The 19,300-nt window shown below is 70.2% G+C and carries 17 protein-coding genes; 5 read left to right on the forward strand and 12 right to left on the reverse strand.

What is annotated here, in order from left to right; genetic code table 11:
• Positions 1–49: 49 nt before the first annotated feature.
• The 8 genes from ACWTSU_RS09095 to ACWTSU_RS09130 all read right to left on the reverse strand — a co-directional run bounded on the left by ACWTSU_RS09095 (position 50) and on the right by ACWTSU_RS09130 (position 6,132).
• On the reverse strand, positions 50–235 hold the full coding sequence (locus tag ACWTSU_RS09095) for a hypothetical protein (protein WP_455139922.1): 186 nt from the start codon (positions 233–235) through the stop codon (positions 50–52).
• A 9-nt stretch (positions 236–244) separates the two neighbouring features.
• The gene (locus tag ACWTSU_RS09100; protein WP_455139924.1) at positions 245–925 is read right to left on the reverse strand and encodes a response regulator transcription factor; all 681 of its coding nucleotides are present in this window, start codon (positions 923–925) and stop codon (positions 245–247) included.
• 49 nt (positions 926–974) lie between these two features.
• Positions 975–1,670, reverse strand: coding sequence for a phosphate signaling complex PhoU family protein (locus tag ACWTSU_RS09105; protein WP_455139926.1), 696 nt, complete (start codon positions 1,668–1,670; stop codon positions 975–977).
• Complete coding sequence (gene pstB, locus ACWTSU_RS09110) at positions 1,670–2,467, reverse strand: phosphate ABC transporter ATP-binding protein PstB (RefSeq protein WP_455139928.1); 798 nt, start codon at positions 2,465–2,467, stop codon at positions 1,670–1,672. Before pstB ends, ACWTSU_RS09105 begins: the two co-directional genes overlap by 1 nt.
• A 12-nt stretch (positions 2,468–2,479) precedes the next feature.
• Complete coding sequence (locus ACWTSU_RS09115; RefSeq protein ID WP_455139930.1) at positions 2,480–3,286, reverse strand: phosphate ABC transporter ATP-binding protein; 807 nt, start codon at positions 3,284–3,286, stop codon at positions 2,480–2,482.
• Positions 3,283–4,209, reverse strand: a complete 927-nt coding sequence (gene pstA, locus ACWTSU_RS09120) for a phosphate ABC transporter permease PstA (RefSeq protein WP_455139932.1) — start codon at positions 4,207–4,209, stop codon at positions 3,283–3,285. Before pstA ends, ACWTSU_RS09115 begins: the two co-directional genes overlap by 4 nt.
• The gene (pstC, locus tag ACWTSU_RS09125) at positions 4,202–5,101 is read right to left on the reverse strand and encodes a phosphate ABC transporter permease subunit PstC (protein ID WP_455139934.1); all 900 of its coding nucleotides are present in this window, start codon (positions 5,099–5,101) and stop codon (positions 4,202–4,204) included. The genes pstA and pstC overlap by 8 nt, the downstream gene beginning before the upstream one ends.
• An 80-nt stretch (positions 5,102–5,181) precedes the next feature.
• On the reverse strand, positions 5,182–6,132 hold the full coding sequence (locus ACWTSU_RS09130) for a phosphate ABC transporter substrate-binding protein PstS family protein (protein WP_455139936.1): 951 nt from the start codon (positions 6,130–6,132) through the stop codon (positions 5,182–5,184).
• A gap of 388 nt (positions 6,133–6,520) precedes the next feature.
• Between ACWTSU_RS09130 and ACWTSU_RS09135 the strand changes: the two genes are divergently transcribed.
• Positions 6,521–8,362 (forward strand): ABC transporter ATP-binding protein, encoded by a 1,842-nt coding sequence (locus tag ACWTSU_RS09135; RefSeq protein ID WP_455139938.1) that lies wholly within the window; start codon positions 6,521–6,523, stop codon positions 8,360–8,362.
• Entirely contained in the window at positions 8,359–10,368 is a 2,010-nt protein-coding gene (locus ACWTSU_RS09140) for an ABC transporter ATP-binding protein (RefSeq protein WP_455139940.1), read from the forward strand. The genes ACWTSU_RS09135 and ACWTSU_RS09140 overlap by 4 nt, the downstream gene beginning before the upstream one ends.
• A gap of 613 nt (positions 10,369–10,981) precedes the next feature.
• On the opposite strand, the gene ACWTSU_RS09145 is transcribed toward ACWTSU_RS09140, so the two are convergent.
• From ACWTSU_RS09145 to ACWTSU_RS09160, 4 genes are all read right to left on the reverse strand, one after another.
• Entirely contained in the window at positions 10,982–11,575 is a 594-nt protein-coding gene (locus ACWTSU_RS09145) for an HdeD family acid-resistance protein (RefSeq protein ID WP_455139942.1), read from the reverse strand.
• A 172-nt stretch (positions 11,576–11,747) separates the two neighbouring features.
• Complete coding sequence (locus ACWTSU_RS09150; protein WP_455139944.1) at positions 11,748–13,517, reverse strand: ABC1 kinase family protein; 1,770 nt, start codon at positions 13,515–13,517, stop codon at positions 11,748–11,750.
• Between the two features lie 33 nt (positions 13,518–13,550).
• Positions 13,551–13,907 (reverse strand): hypothetical protein, encoded by a 357-nt coding sequence (locus tag ACWTSU_RS09155; RefSeq protein ID WP_455139946.1) that lies wholly within the window; start codon positions 13,905–13,907, stop codon positions 13,551–13,553.
• A 141-nt stretch (positions 13,908–14,048) separates the two neighbouring features.
• Complete coding sequence (locus tag ACWTSU_RS09160; protein ID WP_455139948.1) at positions 14,049–14,720, reverse strand: HAD family hydrolase; 672 nt, start codon at positions 14,718–14,720, stop codon at positions 14,049–14,051.
• Between the two features lie 347 nt (positions 14,721–15,067).
• Here ACWTSU_RS09160 and ACWTSU_RS09165 point away from each other — a divergent pair, with 347 nt between their 5' ends.
• From ACWTSU_RS09165 to ACWTSU_RS09175, 3 genes are read left to right on the forward strand one after another with little or no spacing between them, the layout of a single operon-like run.
• Entirely contained in the window at positions 15,068–16,357 is a 1,290-nt protein-coding gene (locus ACWTSU_RS09165) for a DUF1015 domain-containing protein (RefSeq protein WP_455139950.1), read from the forward strand.
• Positions 16,358–16,399: 42 nt separating this feature from the next.
• On the forward strand, positions 16,400–18,607 hold the full coding sequence (locus tag ACWTSU_RS09170; RefSeq protein WP_455139952.1) for a hypothetical protein: 2,208 nt from the start codon (positions 16,400–16,402) through the stop codon (positions 18,605–18,607).
• Positions 18,604–19,275, forward strand: coding sequence for an HAD family hydrolase (locus ACWTSU_RS09175; protein ID WP_455139954.1), 672 nt, complete (start codon positions 18,604–18,606; stop codon positions 19,273–19,275). The genes ACWTSU_RS09170 and ACWTSU_RS09175 overlap by 4 nt, the downstream gene beginning before the upstream one ends.
• Positions 19,276–19,300 lie beyond the last annotated feature (25 nt).

The raw sequence follows: 19,300 nt of genomic DNA on the forward strand, positions 1-19,300 counted from the left end.
ACGACCCCAACTCCCTCCCCTCGAGCGGAGCGGCTTTTTTTTTGGTGTATTAGAAACGGGCCGCGATGGCCCGGCACTCCTCGGCGAGCTGGGCGTGCTCGTCGGCGAGGAACGCCCCCTGGTATATGAGGGAGGCCGCCGCGGTCACCGCGACGGCCACGACGGCGCACGCCGCGACGAGCGCGACGAACATGCGGTGAGAGAGCGACCCCTTGACGCCCGGCTGGCGCACCACGGCGTGGCCCTAGCCCTTGGCGCGGTAGCCCACCCCGCGCACGGTCTCAATGAGGTCGGAGGCGTCGCCGAGCTTGGCGCGCACCTGCTGGACGTGCACGTCCACAGTGCGCGAGCCGCCGTCGAAGTCCCAGCCCCACACGCGCTGCAGGAGCGTCTCGCGCGAGAAGACCACGCCCGGCGAGCGCATCAGGAACTCGAGCAGGTCGAACTCGCGCATCGTGAGCTGGACCTCGCGGTCGCCCACGCGCACCTCGCGGCGGTCGGGCCACAGCGTGACCTCCCCCACCCTGAGCTCCTCGGGCTTCTCGCGCACCGCCGACTCGCGGCCCGCGCGGCGCAGCAGGGCCCGCGTGCGGCTCACCATCTCCATCATGCCGAACGGCTTGGAGAGGTAGTCGTCGGCGCCGGAGTCGAGGGCCTTGACGGTGTCGAGCTCGGTGTCCTTGGCCGTGAGCATCATCACGGGCACGTTCTGGAGCCCGGGGGTGCGGCGCAGGCGGGCCAGGATCTCCAGCCCGTCCGCGTCGGGGAGCATGATGTCGAGAAGGACGGCGTCGGGCGTGCGCTCGGCGCAGGCGCGCCTGAACTCGGCGTCGTCGGCGCAGCCGCGGGCCTCGATGCCGCCCTGGCCGAGCGCGTAGACCGTCAGCTCGCGAATGTTCTTGTCGTCCTCGACGTAGTAGACCACGCTTCGTCCCTCGTCTCTCGTTCCCGGTCCCCGCGCTCCCGCGCCGCGGCTAGTCCTCCTGCTCCTCGGCATCGAGGCGCTGGCTCGTCTTCTCGGCCACCACGTGCTCGCCGGTGACGCGGAAGATGGCCCAGGCCGCGACGCGCTTGGAGAGGTCGCCGATGCGCTCGAAGTACTTGGCCACCATGAGCAGCTCGGGCAGGTAGCGCGCCGACGACTTGCCCTCGCGGATCAGGCCCACGAGCTTCTCCTCGACCTCACTATAGAGCTCGTTGACGCGGTTGTCCTGCTCGACGACCTTCTGGGCGGCCTCCACGTCGGAGGCGGCGAAGGCGGCGCCGGACTGCTCGACCATGCGCGCGGCGCACTCGGACATCTCGGAGAGCTCGGCGCTGAGCTTCTTGGCGGCCTTGGCCGGGATCTCCTCGACGAGCCAGCAGACGTCGCGGGTCATGCCGTCGATGTGGGTGAGGTCCGAGACGATGCGGAACGCGCCCGAGACGAAGCGCAGGTCCTCGCCGATGAGCGGCTGCTGGAGCAGCATCACGTCGAGGCAGTTCTCCTCGATGGCGTTGCGCAGGCGGTCCTCGGTCTTGCGCCCGCTCATGACGCCCTCGGCGGCGCCCTTGTCGCCGGTGGCGGCGAGCCCGGCCGCGCGCACGTCGGAGGCGGCCTTCTCGGTCAGGCGGTTGAGGTAGCCCTCGATGTCCTCGAGCTGCTTGGTGAACTTGGTGCGGGTAGCCATTAGCTGAACCTCCCTGATAGGTACTCCTGCGTGCGCTTCTCGCGCGGGTTGGCGAAGAACTCGCGGGTGGGGGCGCTCTCGACGAGCTCGCCCAGGTAGAAGAAGACGGTCTTGTCGGCCACGCGGGCTGCCTGCTGCATGTTGTGCGTCACCACGACCACGGTGTGGTCCTCGGCGAGCTCGCTCATGAGCTCCTCGACCATGCTCGTGGAGATGGGGTCGAGCGCGGAGGTGGGCTCGTCCATGAGCAGCACCGACGGGTCGGTGGCCAGCGCGCGGGCGATGCACAGGCGCTGCTGCTGGCCGCCGGAGAGCCCCAGGCCGCTCTTGTCGAGGTCGTCCTTGACCTCGTCCCACAGCGCCGCGCGCGTGAGGCAGCGCTCGCAGATCTCGTCGCCCTCGGAGCGCGAGATGCGACGCATCCGCCTGGGCCCGTAGAGGATGTTCTCGCGGATGCTCATCGGGAACGGGTTGGGGTGCTGGAAGACCATGCCCACGTAGACGCGCAGGGCGTTGGCGTCCATCTGGAAGATGTCGCGCCCCCCGAACTCGATGGTGCCCTCGGTGCGCACCGACTCTACGAAGTCGCACATGCGGTTGAACGTGCGCAGCAGCGTGGACTTGCCGCAGCCGGACGGCCCGATGAAGGCCGTGGCGCGGTTCTTGGGGATCTCGAGCGAGATGTGCTTGAGAGCCTGGAAGTCCCCGTACCAGAGGTTGAAGTCGCGGATGGAGAGCTCGGTCTCGGCGCCCTCGAGGGTGCGCGCGGACGGGTCCACCATGTTCTGTGTGTCCATGTTCTCCCCTCCTTAGCCGAACCGGCCGGTCAGGTAGTCAACGAGGCGCTGGTCGCGCGGGGCCGAGAAGATCTGCTGCGTGGTTCCGGTCTCGACCATGTCGCCCACGTAGAAGAAGGCGGTGCGGTCGGAGACGCGCGTGGCCTGCTCCATGTTGTGCGTGACGATGATCTCGCAGATGCCCGACTCGGCGATCGACCGGATGGTCTCCTCGATCGAGAACGTGGAAATCGGGTCGAGCGCCGAGCACGGCTCGTCGTAGAGGACCACGTCGGGCTTCATCGCCAGGGTGCGCGCGATGCACAGACGCTGCTGCTGGCCGCCCGAGAGGGCGTGCGCGGACTGCTTGAGCTTGTCCTTGACCTCGTCCCAGAGCGCGGCCTGCTTGAGCGACGTCTCCACGAGCTCGTCAGCCTCGTCCTTGGAGTGGATGCGCCCGTGCTTCTTGGGCGCGAAGAGGATGTTCTCGCGGATGGACTTGCGGAACGGCGTGGGCTGCTGGAAGACCATGCCGATCGACTTGCGCAGCTCGAAGAGGTTCTCCTTGGGCGTGTTGATGTCGTGGCCGTGGTAGAGGATCTGGCCGCCCACGACGCAGCGGGGGATCTCGCGGTTCATGAGGTTCAGGCAGCGCAGGAACGTGGACTTGCCGCAGCCCGAGGGGCCGATGAGGGCCGTGACCTGGCCGGCGTCGAAGCTGAGCGAGGTCTTGTGCAGGGCCTCGTGCGTGAGGTCGTAGGTGACGGTCACGTCCTGGGTCTGGAGCAGGTGGTCCGTGCCCTGGGCGGGCGCGGCCTGCGTGGCGGTGGTGTCGGTCATTCTGCGGTCAGCCTCCTCGAGAGGAACTTCCCGAGCAGGCGCGCGAGGATGTTGAACAGCAGCACGCAGACGAGAAGGACGGTGGCGGTGCCCCAGACGATCTCCACGCTGCCCTCCGTGGGCTCGGAGGTGAGGCGCCAGATGTAGACGGCCAGCGAGCAGGCGGGGCGGAAGATGTTGAAGGGGTTGGTGGGGCTCAGGAAGTTGAGCGAGCCGAAGTTCAGGCGCGCGGGCGCCGAGCCCGAGGTGAAGATCAGCGCGGCGGCCTCGCCGAAGACGCGGCCGGCCGAGAGCACGATGCCGGTGACGATGGCGGGCATGGCAGCCGGCAGCAGCACGTTGATCGTGGTCTCCCAGCGCGTGAGGCCCATGGCGAGGGCGGCGTCGCGCTGGCTGCGCGGCACGTCCTCGAGCGCCTGCTGGATCGTGCGGACCAGGATCGGGATGTTGAACATCGTGAGGGCGCAGGCGCCGGCGAGGATGGAGATCTTCCAGCCGAGCGTCACCACGAAGAACAGCGAGCCGAACATGCCCACGACGATCGACGGCAGCGAGGACAGCGTCTCGATGGCGGTCTTGGCCGCGGAGGTGACCCAGTTGTCGGGCGCGTACTCCACCAGGAAGATGGCCGCGCCCAGCGAGATGGGCACCGAGATGACCAGCGTGACGATCAGCAGGTAGAACGAGTCCCAGAGCTGGTAGACGATGCCGGGGAGCACGTCATCGTTGTAGGGGTTGGTGAGGAACCCCGGCGTGACGGCGCGGCCGCCGCCGCGGACCACGATGTAGGCGATGATCGCCACGACGAGCAGCATGACGAGCCCCACGATGACGGTGAGGACGCCTGTGGCGACCCGGTCCTGGCGGTTGATGCGCCTGACGTGGGCGTCGAGGTCGAGCGGGGCGCTCTTCTCGCTAGCCATTGGCCTTCGCCCCCTTCCGGCCGATGAGGTGGATGATGAGGATGAACACGAGCGACATGACGAGCAGGATCAGGCCGAGCGTCCAGAGCGCGTGGTAGTACACCGAGCCGGACGTGGCGTTGGAGAGGCCCGCCGTGAGGGCCGCGGTGAGCGTGGACGCCGGGTCGAGAAGGCCGGAGGGCATCGAGCGCTCGACGCCGCCGATGACCATCTGGACGGCGAGCGTCTCGCCGAAGGCGCGGGTCATGCCCAGGATGACGGCCGTCATGAGCGAGGGCAGCGCGCTCTTGAGCACCACGTGCCACACGGTCTGCCAGCGCGTGCAGCCCAGGGCGTAGGAGCCCTCGCGGTACTGGTTGGGCACCGCGCGCAGGGCGTCCATCGAGAGCGTGGTGATCGTCGGCAGGATCATGATGGCCAGCACGATCGAGCCCGAGAGGATGCCCGCGCCGGTGGGCGCCGCGTTGCCGAAGATGGCGTGGACCATCCCGTTGATCACGTAGAGGCCGAGCACGCCGTAGACGACCGAGGGGATGCCCACCAGAAGCTCGATCACGGGCTGGAAGAAGCGGCGCCCGAAGCCCGGCGCCACCTCCACGACGAAGATCGCCGAGCCGACGGCGACGGGCAGGGCGAAGACGGTCGAGAGCAGCGTGACCGCGAACGAGCCGACGATCATGGGCAGGGCGCCGTAGCGCTCCTGCTCGGGGATCCAGTTCTGTCCGGTGAGGAACGACACGGGGTCGAGCCCGTCGACGAAGAACGTGGAGAGGCCCTGCTGGGCCACCATCACGATGAGGGTCACGACGACGAGCGCGACGAGGGCGACGCAGAAGCCCGTGACGCCCAGGCCTATGTTCTCGAGCCTCCGCTTGGGCATGAGCTTTGCCATGGGAGAGCCTTTCTCGTCAGGGGTCGACGGCGCCCCCCGCGCGCTGCGGGGGGACGCCGCCGACAGGGTGTGGAGCGGTGCTACTCGACGGGGGTCACGTTGCCGTCGACGTCCTTCTTCACCTTCATGTTGCCCATGGGGATGAAGCCGTCGGCCACGACGGTGTCAGCGAACTCGTCGGACATGATGAACTCGATGAACGCCTTGGTCACGGGCGCCGTGGACTCGTCCTCGTCGGAGCGGGTGTACATGTGCTCGTAGGCCCAGATGTTGAAGTCGCCGTTCTCGACGTTCTCCTGGGTGGGGTCGACGCCGTCGACCGAGAGGGCCTTGATGCCGTCGGACTCCATGTAGTTGAAGGCCACGTAGGAGATGGCGCCCTCGGTCGCGGCGACCTGCTCGACGACGGTGCCCGAGGAGTCGACCTCGGCGACCGGGCGGAAGCTGTCCGGCGCGGTGTCGCCGCCGAGGACGGCGGACTCGAAGGTGGCGCGGGTGCCCGAGCCGGCCTCGCGCTGGATGACCTGGATGGCGCCGGCGGAGCCGCCGACCTCGGACCAGTCGGTGATCTCGCCCATGAAGATGCCCTTGAGGTCCTCGGTGGAGATGTCGTCGACGTCAACGTTGGCGTTCACGATCGGGCCCATGCCCACGATGCAGACCTGGTTGTCGACGAGGCCCTCGCACTGGTCGGCCTCGAGCTTGGTCTCGGCGAAGACGTCGGAGCGGCCGATCTGGACGGAGCCGTCGGCGACCTGCGAGAGGCCCTGGCCCGAGCCGCCGGCGGAGATGGCGATCGAGACGTCCGGGTTGGCGTCGCAGAAGGCGTCGGAGGCGTCCTCGACGAGCGGCTGGAAGGAGGTGGCGCCGGAGCAGGAGATCGAGCCGGACAGCGCCGCCGCGGCGTCGCCACCCTCGCCGGAGGCGGCGTTGTCGGTGCCGCCGCAGCCGACGAGGCCGAGGCCGGACAGCGCGGCGACGCCGCCGAAGACGCCCAGGAACTGACGACGAGAGAGATCAAGCTTGGACATTGATGTTCCTTTCCCGTGGATGTGGCCGACCCGTGGGGGCGCCGGCCGTGTCGGCTTGAATCCTAGGCGCGTGTCGGGCGGCGATCGGCCTTGTTTCCGATGCATTACGGGAGGCTGACAGCGGTTTACGCGGCGCTTACAGAGGGCCTTACATTTGGTCCCGCGGGGTCCCGACGACCGTTTACCGATTTTCTGAACTGGGTATTTACCGTTTGCCGGAGCTTACGCGCGGGTTTCTCGCCGCGCGGGCGCGCCCCACATGTGGGGAGTTTGTCAGGCGCCCCCAGATAATCGCAAGGTACCTTGCAATCTCGCCGGGAGCGCCACACAATGACACGTTGTCCGCGGGCGCGCCGGGCCCGCGCGGCATGAGGGGGAAAGGAGTTACATGCAGCAAGACACAGCAGCGGCGGCCACGTCCCGCGAGATCGGCGGCCGGGAGGTGATCAGGACCCTGGGCGGCAGCATCCGCGAGTTCAAGGGCGCCTCGATCGCCACCCCGATCATCGTGCTCGGCGAGGTGGCCATGGAGGTGGCGATCCCGTTCGTCACCGCCCAGCTCATCAACACCATCCAGGCGGGCGCCGGCATCAACCAGATGCTGCCCTACGCGGGCGTGCTCGTCCTCATGGCCCTCGCGTCGCTCGCCTTCGGCATCGGCGCGGGCGTCACGTGCAGCCAGGCCTCCTGCGGTCTGGCCATGAACCTGCGCCACGACGTCTTCGCGGCCGTGCAGCGCTTCTCGTTCGCCAACATCGACCAGTTCTCGTCGAGCTCGCTCGTCACGCGCCTCACCACCGACATCACCAACGTGCAGCTCGCGTACATGATGGTCATCCGCACCGCCATCCGCTGCCCGATGCTTCTGATTGCCGGCATCGTGATGGCCTTCGTCATGTCGGGCCCGATGGCGCTCGTCTTCGTGATCATCGTGCCGATCCTGGGCTTCGGCCTGTTCAAGGTCGTGCGCACCGTGCACCCGATCTTCCGCTCGGTCTTCCACAAGTACGACGCGCTCAACGAGTCCGTGGAGGAGAACGTCACCGGCATGCGCGACGTCAAGAGCTACGTGCGCCAGGACTATGAGAAGCAGAAGTTCGGCGTCGCCGCGCAGGACGTCTGCCGCGACTTCACGCGCGCCGAGAAGATCCTCGCGCTCAACACGCCGATGATGAACTTCGCCGTGTACGCCGTGTTCGTGGTGGTCATCCAGTTCGGCAGCTACCTCATCATCTCCACGCGCGGCACCGCCTTCAACGTGGGCCAGCTCTCGGCGCTGACCACCTACGGCTTCATGATCCTCATGGCCCTCATGATGGTCTCGATGGTCTTCGCCATGATCACGATGGCCCAGGAGAGCGCCGAGCGCATCTGCGAGGTCCTCACCACCGAGCCCACGATCGAGAACCCCGCCCAGCCCGTGACCGAGATGCGCGACGGCTCGATCGACTTCGACCACGTGACGTTCAAGTACTCCGAGAAGGCCGAGCACCGCGCCCTCGCCGAGATCGACCTGCACATCAAGAGCGGCGAGACGATCGGCATCATGGGCGGCACCGGCTCGGCCAAGACGTCGCTCGTGAACCTGATCAGCCGTCTGTATGACGTGACCGAGGGCAGCGTGAAGGTCGGCGGCGTGGACGTGCGCGACTACGACCTGGAGTTTTTGCGCAACAACGTGGCCGTGGTGCTGCAGAAGAACGTGCTGTTCAGCGGCACCATCAAGGAGAACCTGCGCTGGGGCAACCCCGACGCCACCTACGACGAGCTCGTGGAGGTCTGCAAGCTCGCGCAGGCCGACGAGTTCATCCAGGGCCTGCCCAACAAGTACGACTACTACATCGAGCAGGGCGGCACCAACGTGTCCGGCGGCCAGAAGCAGCGCCTGTGCATCGCCCGCGCGCTGCTCAAGCACCCGAAGGTGCTCATCCTCGACGACTCCACGAGCGCCGTGGACACCAAGACCGACGCGCTCATCCGCGAGGGCCTGCGGTCGTACCTGCCGGACGCCACCAAGATCATCATCGCGCAGCGCACCTCGAGCGTGGCTGACGCCGACCGCATCCTCGTGCTCGACAACGGCCACATCGCGGGCCTGGGCACGCACGACGAGCTGATGGAGAGCTGCCCGTTCTACCGCGACACCTACCTCGCCCAGAACCGCAAGAGCGACGACGAGGACGCGACCGCCGCGGACGACGCGGCCGCGAAGGGGGGTGACGCCCGATGAGCATCAGGAACTCCGCTGAGAACGTGATGGCCAACGTGACCGGGTCCAAGCGCCACGTCGACCCAGAGCCGGCGCCCGAGCGCCAGAACGTGGCCGGCCGCCAGGTGAGCGAGCCGCCCCGCAAGAGCGGGCGCGGCCACACGATGGGGCGCCTCATCAAGACGCTCTTCTCGTTCTACCCGCGTATGCTGCCGCTGGTGCTCGTCTGCATCGTGGTGTCGGCCGTCCTGTCGGCCCTGCCCGCCACGTTCATGCAGCGCGCCCTCGAGATCGTGACCGCCACCTGGGAGTCCGGCGACTGGGAGAGCGTGGCCGGCCGCATCGGCACGCTCGTGGCCACGCTGATCGGCATCTACTGCGTGTCGCTGGTGCTCAACTTCACCTACACGCGCGCGATGGCCGTCATCACCCAGGGCTCGCTCGAGAAGTTCCGCGAGCGGCTCTTCGACCACATGCAGGACCTGCCGATCAGCTACTTCGACCAGCACCAGCGCGGCGACATCATGAGCCACTACACCAACGACATCGACGCCCTGCGCCAGATGATCGGCCAGTCGCTGCCCAACATCACGCTCACCTGCGTGACGCTCGTGTCGGTGTTCTGCGTCATGATCTACTACAGCGTGTGGATGGCCGTCATCATCGTGGCCGGCGTGCTGTTCATGGCCTACATGACCAAGGTGCTGGGCTCCCGCTCGGCGCGCAACTTCGTGGCGCAGCAGAAGGAGATCGGCATCGTCGAGGGCCACGTCGAGGAGGTCATGAACGGCGAGCGCGTGGTGAAGGTGTTCTGCCACGAGCAGGCCGCCCAGGAGGACTTCGACGTCCGCAACCGCAAGCTCTTCGAGGCCAGCCGCGCCGCGAACATGTACACCAACACCCTGGGCCCGATCCTGATGAACCTCGGCAACCTGCTCTACGTCATCGTGGCGCTCGTGGGCGGCGTGTTCATCGAGCTGGGCGTGCCCAACGTCTCGATCTCGGGGCTGGGCTTCTCCATCGCCGTGACCGTGCCGTTCCTCAACATGACCAAGCAGTTCGCCGGCCAGATCGGCCAGATCTCGCAGCAGATCAACTCCGTGGTCATGGGACTCGCCGGCGCCGAGCGCATCTTCGAGCTCATGGACGAGCAGCCCGAGCAGGACGAGGGCTACGTCACCCTGGTCAACGTCCGCAAGGCCAAGGACGGTACGCTCAGCGAGTGCGAGGAGCGCACCGGTGAGTGGGCCTGGAAGCACCCGCACCACGACGGCACCGTGGAGCTCGTGCCGCTGCGCGGCGACGTGCGCCTCTTCGACGTGGACTTCGCCTACCGCCCCGGCCACACCGTCCTGCACGACGTGACCGTGTGGGCCAAGCCGGGCCAGAAGATCGCCTTCGTGGGCGCCACCGGCGCGGGCAAGACCACGATCACCAACCTGCTGAACCGCTTCTACGACATCGCGGACGGCAAGATCCGCTACGACGGCATCAACATCAACAAGATCCGGAAGCCGGCGCTGCGCCGCTCGCTCGGCATGGTGCTGCAGGACACCAACCTGTTCACCGGCACCGTGATGGACAACATCCGCTACGGGCGGCTCGACGCCACCGACGAGGAGTGCGTGGCCGCGGCGCGACTGGCCGGCGCGGACGACTTCGTGCGGCGCCTGCCGGACGGCTACGACACCTGGCTCACCGACAACGGCGCGGCGCTCTCGCAGGGCCAGCGGCAGCTGCTCTCGATCGCGCGCGCGGCGGTGGCCGACCCGCCGGTCATGGTGCTCGACGAGGCGACCTCGTCGATCGACACGCGCACCGAGGCGATCGTGCAGCGCGGCATGGACGCGCTCATGACCGGGCGCACCACGTTCGTGATCGCGCACCGGCTCTCCACCGTGCGCAACTCCGACGTCATCATCGTGCTGGACCACGGCCGCATCATCGAGCGCGGCACGCACGACGAGCTGATCGCCAAGCACGGTACGTACTACCAGCTCTACACCGGGGCCTTCGAGCTCGAGTAGGGCCGGCGCCGTCCGCCGTTCCGGGGCCCGCGCTTCCGTCTGGGTGCGCGGGCCCTTTCTCTGTCTGCCGCACGTCCTTCTCGCCCACCGGCCCCTCCCCCTCCGCTCCATGCACATGCGTCATCTAGCTGCATGTGCACGGGAGAGATGAGCGCTATCCGCACCCCCTCATGCACATGCGTCATCTAGCTGCATGTGCATTGTCTGGGAAGCCCGACTTCCCCTCAGCAGCCATGCACATGCGTCAAGCTGACGAATGTGCACGAGGCCCCAACGGCCTGAGAGCCCGTTGACCTATGCACATGCAGCTAGATGACGCATGTGAGTTGCAGGACCGGGTCGTCACGACAACTTCCGCCCCTCCTGCCCACGCACATGCAGCAACTTGACGCATGTGCATCTCCGGGGACCGACTGGCGAGACCCTCTCGCACGGACGGCCCGTGCACATGCGTCGGATTGACGCATATGCACGGGCCGGAACGTGGGCTCTCACGATGCGGTTCACTCACATGCAGCAATCCGACGCATGTGCATGGGCAGGGGCGTGGACCCCGGGGGCGAGAAGGACGCGCAGGCGGGACGTCCGGCCCGCCGCCGCGCGCCCTTCTCGCCTAGCGATCGATCCGGCGCATCGAGACGCCCTGCACGATCAGGGTCACGCCGCCGATCACGAGGTAGGCGGACATGACGTAGCCGAGCACCACGCCCGAGGCCACCGGCAGCAGCAGGAACGCCACACCAGCCACCACGTTGAGGACGCCCACGGCCGTGTTGACGCCCGAGCTGGGCAGGCCGAAGTAGCGCATGCGGCGCGCGGACGTGATCCGCTCGGCGCCGGCGATGATGAACAGGAAGGCCAGCAGGAACACCACCGTACCCGCCGTGAGGTAGGCCGGCAGCGTCAGCAGCATGATGCCGAGAAGGGCGTTGAGCACGCCCATCACCAGCGTCGCGGGGCTGCGCAGGAGCTCCGGCGTGCGGGCGTAGGAGACGAGCTGGCTCGCGCCGCCCACGATGAGCGCGGCGGCGATGACCGCCTGCACGAGCGCGTAGATGCTGAACGGGTCGAGCGCGCTGGCCACGCCCACCAGGGCGAGCAGCACGCCGAGCACGACCATCCAGGTCCGGGCGCGGCGGTACCCCTCGTTCCAGCGCGTGGCGAAGTCGTCGGCGTAGTCAAAGTCGAAGTCGTAACGGTTGAGCATGAGATCACCTCTAACGGAAAGGGCCCCGGGACCTGAGCGGTCCCGGGGCCGTTGGCTACCTTTGTTCTTCCCGAACACGGGCGTCCCAACGCGGCGAGCGAAAACGAGCGGCGCGCCAACAGGATGTCCACAATTCGCCGCGCGCGGCGCCGACCGTCAGCAACGCCAACCGTCAGCGGCGACGGCGCCGGCGGCTCTCGCGGATGATGTCGAGCGCCACCCACACGCCGAGCGCGAAGGCGGCGAGGTACCCCACGAAGCCGATGACCGGGATGCCGAAGATGACCGGCTGGATGCGCGCGTAGTAGACCACCGACGAGCCGATGAACAGGCCGGCGATGATCACGCTCAGCGTGAGGCGGTTGGCGATGCGCGCCAGGTCCTCGAGCGGGTCGGCCGTCCCGGCGAGGTCGAGGTTGAAGCGCAGCTGGCCGCGCGTGAGCATGCGCATGGCCAGCCCCGCCTCGCCCGCCGCGCCGAGAAGCCCGTGCGTGGCGGCGACCGTCTCGTGCGCGAGGCGGGTCCCCTCGCGGCGCGCCAGCTCGGAGGCGCTGCGCCGCGAGCGCAGGTGTGCGCTGATGATCTCCACGATCGAGGTGCCGGGCAGCAGGTCGTGGACCGTGCCCTCGAGCGTCACGAGCGAGCGCGCCAGCATCGTGACCGAGCTCGGCAGCTCGATGCCGTCGCGCTGCGCCATCGAGATGAGCGAGCTGAGGAAGGCGCCCATGTCGAGGTCGGAGAGGTCGGCCAGGCCGTAGTTGGCCACGATGGCGTCGAGGTCGGCGAGCAGGTGGGCGTAGTCGATCTCGTCGGTGCCGGAGACCGAGAAGCGCAGGAGTCCCCCGGCGAGCCCCGCCGAGTCGCCGCGCGCCACCGCGACCACCATGTCGCGCACGGCCCGGCGGTCGTGGCTCGAGAGCCGGCCCATGATGCCGAGGTCGAGGTAGACGATCTTGCCGTCGCGCACCACAAGATTGCCGGGATGCGGGTCGGCGTGGAAGAAGCCGTCCTCGAGCATCTGGTCGGTGTAGTTGTCGGCGATCTTGGTGCCGATCTCGGCGAGGTCGTAGCCCTCCGCGCGCAGGCGCGCGACGTCGTTGATCGGGATGCCCTCCACGTAGTCCATCACCACCACGTGGCGCGTGCACAGCGTCGGGTAGGGCTTGGGGCAGTCGACGAAGGCGCAGCCGGCGTTGTTGCGGCGGAACTCCTCGAGGCTTCGGGCCTCGACGAGGAAGTCGGTCTCCTCGCGGAAGCTCTGCCAGAGCTCGTCGACCACCGACTGCAGGTCGAGGAACTGCTCGCCGCCCATGAAGCGGCCCGCGTAGCGCGCCAGGCTGCGCATGATCGAGATGTCCTGCGCCATGATCTCCTGGACGTGCGGGCGCTGGATCTTCACGGCCACGAGCTCGCCCGTGACCAGGCGCGCCTTGTGGACCTGGGCGACCGAGGCCGACCCCAAAGGGCAGTCGTCGATGGCGTCGAAGATGTCCTCGATCGGCTGGTCGTACTCGGCGCGCAGGGCGGAGAGGACCGTGTCGCGGTCCATCGGCTCGACGTCGGTGCGCAGCCGGCCGAGCTCGCGCATGAAGCGCTCGGGCAGGATCTCGGAGCGCATCGAGAGGATCTGGCCGGCCTTCACGAACGTGGGCCCCAGCTCCTCGAGCATGCGGCGCAGGCCCTTGGGCGTGAGGCCGTGGAAGATGTCGTAGCGGCGCACGATCGAGAGGATCTCGCCGATGCGCCGCATGCGCGAGGCGCGGCTGAGCCCGTAGTCCTCGCCGCCGCGGCCGCCGAACAGACCGATCGTCTGGCGGTCGTCGTCGGCCGACGCGTTGCGGACGCTCTCGTACCAGGCGTCGAGAAGCTCCTCGGCGCTGCGGCGCCCCCCGGAGGAGCCGGTCCCGGACGCCTCCTCGCGCTCGGGGAGACCCTCCGTCATGTCCTCCTGTCGCTCTTCCGGCACGCGCGTCCCCTACTCGGCGGCGCCCTCGGCGTCGTCGGCGGCCGAGGCGTCCTCGACGTCGACCTTGACGGAGGCCGCGTCGAGCTCCTCGCTCATCTCGGCCACCTTGGCCGCGTAGGCCGCGCGCTCCTCGGGCGTCATCGCCGAGAGGCGGGCGCGCAGGGCGCCGTCGGAGGTGTTCTCGATGACCTCCTTGGCCTTGCGGGTGAGCTCCTGGTTGAGGGTCTTGCCCTGCTCGACCGTCAGCTCGCCCTTCTGCACGAGCTCGCCGACGACCTCCTGGGTCTTCTCGGCGCCCACCGCCACGGCGCCCACGCCGGCCAGAAACATCTTGCGGAGACCGTCCATCGGGTCAAAGTCTGCCATGTCTGCTCCCATCCTCGCGATCCGCGGGGCGCGCGCCCCGACTCCGTCATGGTGATGCTTGTACCCGTCCGCGGCCGCGTCTTTCCGGTCGGGCGCCGCGGGCGGTCGGCGTGCGGGGCCGCGACCGCCGCACGGCCGCCGTCAGGCCCCCAGCAGCACCCGCTCGAGCTCGGCCAGGCTGTCCACCACCACGTCGGCCCCCGCGGACGCGAGCTCCTCGCGCGTCCCGGCGCCGCCGTAGGTCACGCCCACGCACGCCACGCCGTGCTCGCGGGCGGCGTCGACGTCGTGGTGGCGGTCGCCCACCATCACGGCCTCGCCCGGGGCCGCGCCGAAGGCGTCGAGCACGCGGCCCATGACGTGCGCCTTGCTCTCGCCCTCATCGTCGAGCTTGCCGAAGCGCAGGTCAAAGAGGTCGCTCGCGCCGTTGTCCGCGAGCGCGTGCTCGATCATGTCCGTGCGCTTGGACGAGCACACCGCCAGGTGCCGCCCCGCCGCGCGCAGGCGCCCCAGCAGCTCGGCCATGCCGTCGAAGAGCGGCCACGCCGCGCGACCCAGGGTGGCGTAGACGGCGCGATAGTCCTCGGTCACCTTCTGCGCCTGCTCGTCCGACAGGCCGTAGACCAGCGAGAACGCGTACGGGAATGGCGGGCCCACCAGGCGCGTGAGGTCGCCGAGCTCCTCCTCGCGCATGCCGTTGGCGAGAAGGGCGCCGCGCGCCGTGCTCGTGATGGCGCCCACGGAGTCGGCGAGCGTCCCGTCGAAGTCGAAGAGCACGTAGGGGCGCTCGGGAATGGAAAGCGAACCGGTCATGGCACCTCCCGGGGACGGGGTCTCTCGCGCATCAGGGTAGCACGGGCGCGACGGGTGCGACCGCGCGGCCCTTCTCGTCACCCCTTCTCGACCCCGGCCCAGCCCACCCTCATCGAGTGCGCGCTATTCCGAGTATGCCGGCTGCAACTCTTTCCTTCTCGCCTGTGTTTTCCCAGTTCGCGAGAAGGACGGCGGGCCCGTTTTAAAGAACTCGCCCTGAATAGCGCGCACTCGATAAAAGAGAGGGGGCGGAGACGGGTCGAGGGGCGCGCCAAGCCCGTGCGCCGCCACGCCCGCCGGCGCACGGGGTATCATGTCTGGGACGCACCACGACCGAGGAGGAATCCATGCGCGTCGAGCCCATCACCTGCTACCGCCCGCGCCCCGACCGCGCCGCCGCGTTCGCCGCACCGCCCTACGACGTCTTCGACCGCGCCTCGGCGGCGGCCTACGTCGAGGCGCACCCCGACTCGTTCCTGGCGATCGACCGGCCCGAGACCGGCTTCGGCCCCGACCACGACCCCTACGCCGACGACGTCTACGCCCACGCGCACGACCTTCTCGCCGCGCGCGTGTCCGACGGCACGCTGCTGCGCGACGGCACCCCCTGCTTCTACCTCTACCGCCTGACGCGCGCCGGGCGCGCGCAGACCGGCATCGTGGGCGCGTTCTCGGTGGATGACTACACCAACGGCGTCATCCGCCGCCACGAGCTCACGCGCCGCGACAAGGAGGCCGACCGCGTCCGCCACATCTCGGCTACCTGCTGCCAGACCGGCCCGGCGCTGCTCGCCTACCGCGACAACCCGGTGCTCGAGGCCCTCGTGGGGGCGTCCACGGCCGCCGACCCCCTCTACGACTTCACCGACGAGAGCGGCGTGCGGCACACCGTCTGGCGCGTGGCGCGCCCGGCCGCCGTGGAGTCGCTGCGGCTGATGCTCGAGCACGTGCCGCGCGCCTACATCGCCGACGGCCACCACCGCGCCGCCGCCGCGGCCCGCGTCTGCAGCGAGATGCGCACGCGCGAGGGCGACCGCTTCACCGGCGACGAGGCCTACAACTACCTGCTCGCGGTCATGTTCCCCGCGAGCCAGCTCACCGTGCTGCCCTACAACCGCGTGGTGGCCGACACCGCGGGGCTCGGCGAGGACGAGCTCGTGGACGCCCTGCGCGCGGCCGGGCTCACCGTGGGCGAGCGCCGCGGCGAGGCGGTCGAGCCTGCGCGGCGCGGCACCTTCGGGATGTACGCGTTCGGGGCCTGGCGCGAGCTGACCGTGAGCCCGGACGCGCCCGCGCCGGACGACCCGGTGGCCGGCCTCGACGTCTCGGTGCTGCAGGACCGCGTGCTCGGTCCCGTGCTCGGCGTGGAGGACCCGCGCAGCGACGCGCGCATCAGCTTCGTGGGCGGAGTGCTCGGCACGTCCGAGCTCGAGCGCCGGGCGGGCGAGACGGGCGTGGCGTTCAGCCTCTATGCCACCTCGGCCGGCGAGCTCATGGACGTGGCCGACGCGGGCCTGCTCATGCCGCCCAAGTCCACGTGGTTCGAGCCCAAGCTTTTGAGCGGGCTCTTCATCCGTCGCATCAACCACTGCGAGACCCTGATCGACGGGGCGAGAAGGACGCGGCGCGAGGAGTAGCGGGTGGACGACGAGCGGGACGGGACCCGAGGGGAGGTGCCCATGGCAGACGACGAGCAGCAGCCGCACGGACGGCTCGGGAGGCTCTTCGCGGCGCTCGTGGGCACCGACGCCGCCGGTGCCGCGCCCGAGACGGGCGACGCGGGCGCGGGGGACAACGGGCGCGAGGCGCTCGACCTCGACCGGCTCGCGCTCAGGCTCGCCGCGTCCGCCGACCCGGTGGGCATCCTGCGCGGCCTCGTGGCCGACGTGCGCCGGCGCGCCGGGCTCGGCGGCGAGGCGGCCCCCTCGGGCCTGGAGCTCTTCCTGGCCGGGCGCCTGGAGGAGGCCGGCATCCGCGACCAGGGCGTCGAGCTGCCCGCCCTACGCGTGGTGCGACCCCGCACCTCCGACCTCTTCTACCTGCGCATCGAGGAGCCCGAGCTGACGTGGGCCTCGCGCCTCGCGGCCCTGGGGGTCGAGGCGGCCCTCAACGAGACGCTGCTCGCCGAGCGGGCGCTGGACGACCCCGACGCCGCCCCGCTCGACGAGGTGGTGCGCTGCTCCCAGCGCGTCGCGCGCTCGATCGCGGCGCAGGTCCCGAGCGTCGTCGAGCGCGCGGGCGGCCCCGCCCACGGCGAGTGGTCCGTGCGCGAGGCCATCTCGTTCGGCATCGAGGCGCTCAGGCTCCCCCACCGGCTCACCGCGCGCTTCCGCGTCAACCTGCGCCGCGGCGCGGCCGCCATCGAGGTCGACCTCACGGTCCCGCGCCTCTGGGCCGCCACGGCCTACGTGGACGGTCTCGGCGTGGTGCCCGCCACGGCCCAGATGCGCCGCCGCGCGGCCACCGACTACAACCTGCGGCTCGGCGTCCTTCTCGCCGGGTACGCGCTGGCGGTCGCCCCCGAGCTGGACGCCGTGTGGGTCGCCGGCGTGACGGACGACCCGACCGGCCACGCGTGCTACTACTCCGCGCGCCTCGAGCGGGACCTGATGGAGACCGTGGACCTCACGGGGCGCTTCGACCCGCTCGCGCTCTTGCGCGCGGCGGGCGCGACGGTCGACGCCGCCAACGGGGAGCTGTCGACCGTGCGACAGGGCTTCTCGCTCGACGACGAGCTCTTCTGTCCCGACGCGCGCTTCGAGCCCGTGGAGACGAGCGACGAGGCGCTGCCGCTCTCCGCGGCCGAGTCGCTGGGGTGCCGCCTCGTGCGCGAGCTGGGCTCCGACGAGGCCGCGGCGCGGCGCGCGGCGTGCGCGGGGCTGGCGCGCGGGCTCGGCGAGACCACGGCCGACGACGTGCGCGCGCTGCTCGCCGTGGCCGACGCCCCCGACGCGACCGGCGACGTGCGCGCCGCCGCGCTGCGCTGCGTGCGCGAGCTCGTGGACGGAACGCTCGACGCCGACCCGCTCGCCGTGGTCGAGGCGTTCGTGGACGGCGGTCCCCTGCGCAAGGCGGTCGACCGCGCCCGCGACCTCCTGCTCGCCGGGCGCGCGGACGAGGCGGGGCGGGCGCTCGAGGGCCCGCTCGGCGAGGCGGACGCCTCGGGCGCGTACGCGGACGACGAGCGCCGCGTCTGGCGGTCCTTCTCGACGCACGCCGAGCGCGTCCTGCACAACCTGCTCGGCGACGAGGGCGGTCGCGAGGTGGCCCTCGTGCCCGACGCCTACCTCGAGGCAAACCTGGTGGCCTCCGCCTGCGCGCTCGCGCGGGGCGACGCGGCCGGCGCCGTGACCCGCGCGCGGCGCGCGGCCGAGCTGGCGCCCGCCTCCGCGCAGGTCCGCCTCAACCTCGCGCAGTGCCTCGAGGCCGCCGGCGACGCCGCCGGGGCGGCCGACGAGCTGCGCCGCACGCTCGGGCGCGCCTGTGACGCCGAGTCGGTCGGCATGGCCTACCTGCGGATGTCGCAGCTGCAGTGGCACACCGGGCACGTGCTCGCGGCCCAGGCCTGCTACCAGCGGGCATGCCGCCACCTGGGCGGGCCGGCGCTCGTGGGCGGGCTCGCCGTGGCGGCGCTCCTGGGCCAGGTGGGCGTGGCGTCGGACGGCTCGCTCTCGGCCGAGCAGGCCGACGCGGCGCTGGAGGGGGCCGACATCCCGCTCGCCCCCACCGAGGAGGTCGTGGGCGCGCTGCTCGGCGCCGCGCAGGCCGCGGTGGACGCCGAGCGTTTCGACGTGGCGCGCGACGTGACCCGCACGCTCTGCGCCGCGGTGCGCGACGACGTGACCTTCGGCGTGCTCCGCTCGCTCGAGGACGAGCCCGACCGATGAGGCGCGCGGACGCCCGCGCGCCGTGGCCGCCGTTCTTCTCGGCCGCCGTCCTGGACTTCGACGGCACGCTCGCCGACACCTGGCGCCTGTGGCGGCGCGTGGACGAGATCTTCTTCGCCACGCGCGGGCTGCCCTTCGACGAGTCCGCCGCGCTCACGATCTCAACGCTCGGCTTCGAGGCGGGCGCGCGCTGGTGCGTGGAGCGCTACCGGCTGCGCGACGAGGTGTCCGACATCGTGGACGAGTGGAACCGGCTCGGCGCGGCGCTCTACGAGACGGACGTGAGGCTCAGGCCCGGCGCGGAGGCGTACCTGCGGGGCCTGCGCGGGTGCGGCGTGCGGCTCGCGCTGGCCACGACCAACGCGCCCGAGGTCCTGCGCGCGATGCGCCACGTGGACGTGGACGCCCTCTTCGACGAGGTGGTCTGCGGACGCGAGGTGACGCGCGGCAAGGACCACCCCGACATCTACCTGGAGGCCGCGCGGCGCCTGGGCGCGGGGGCGGGGGCCTGCGTTGTCTTCGAGGACATCCTGCCCGGCGTGCGCTCGGCGGCGCGGGCGGGCATGGCGACGGTGGCCGTGCGCTCGAGCGACCCGCGCCAGCCCGTGCGCGAGCTGCGCGCGGCGGCCGACGCGTGGCTCGACGGATGGGAGGACCTAGCCGGGTGACGCCGCGCGGTTGGGGTACGGCGCG

It is taken from the genome of Thermophilibacter sp. (assembly GCF_966187215.1).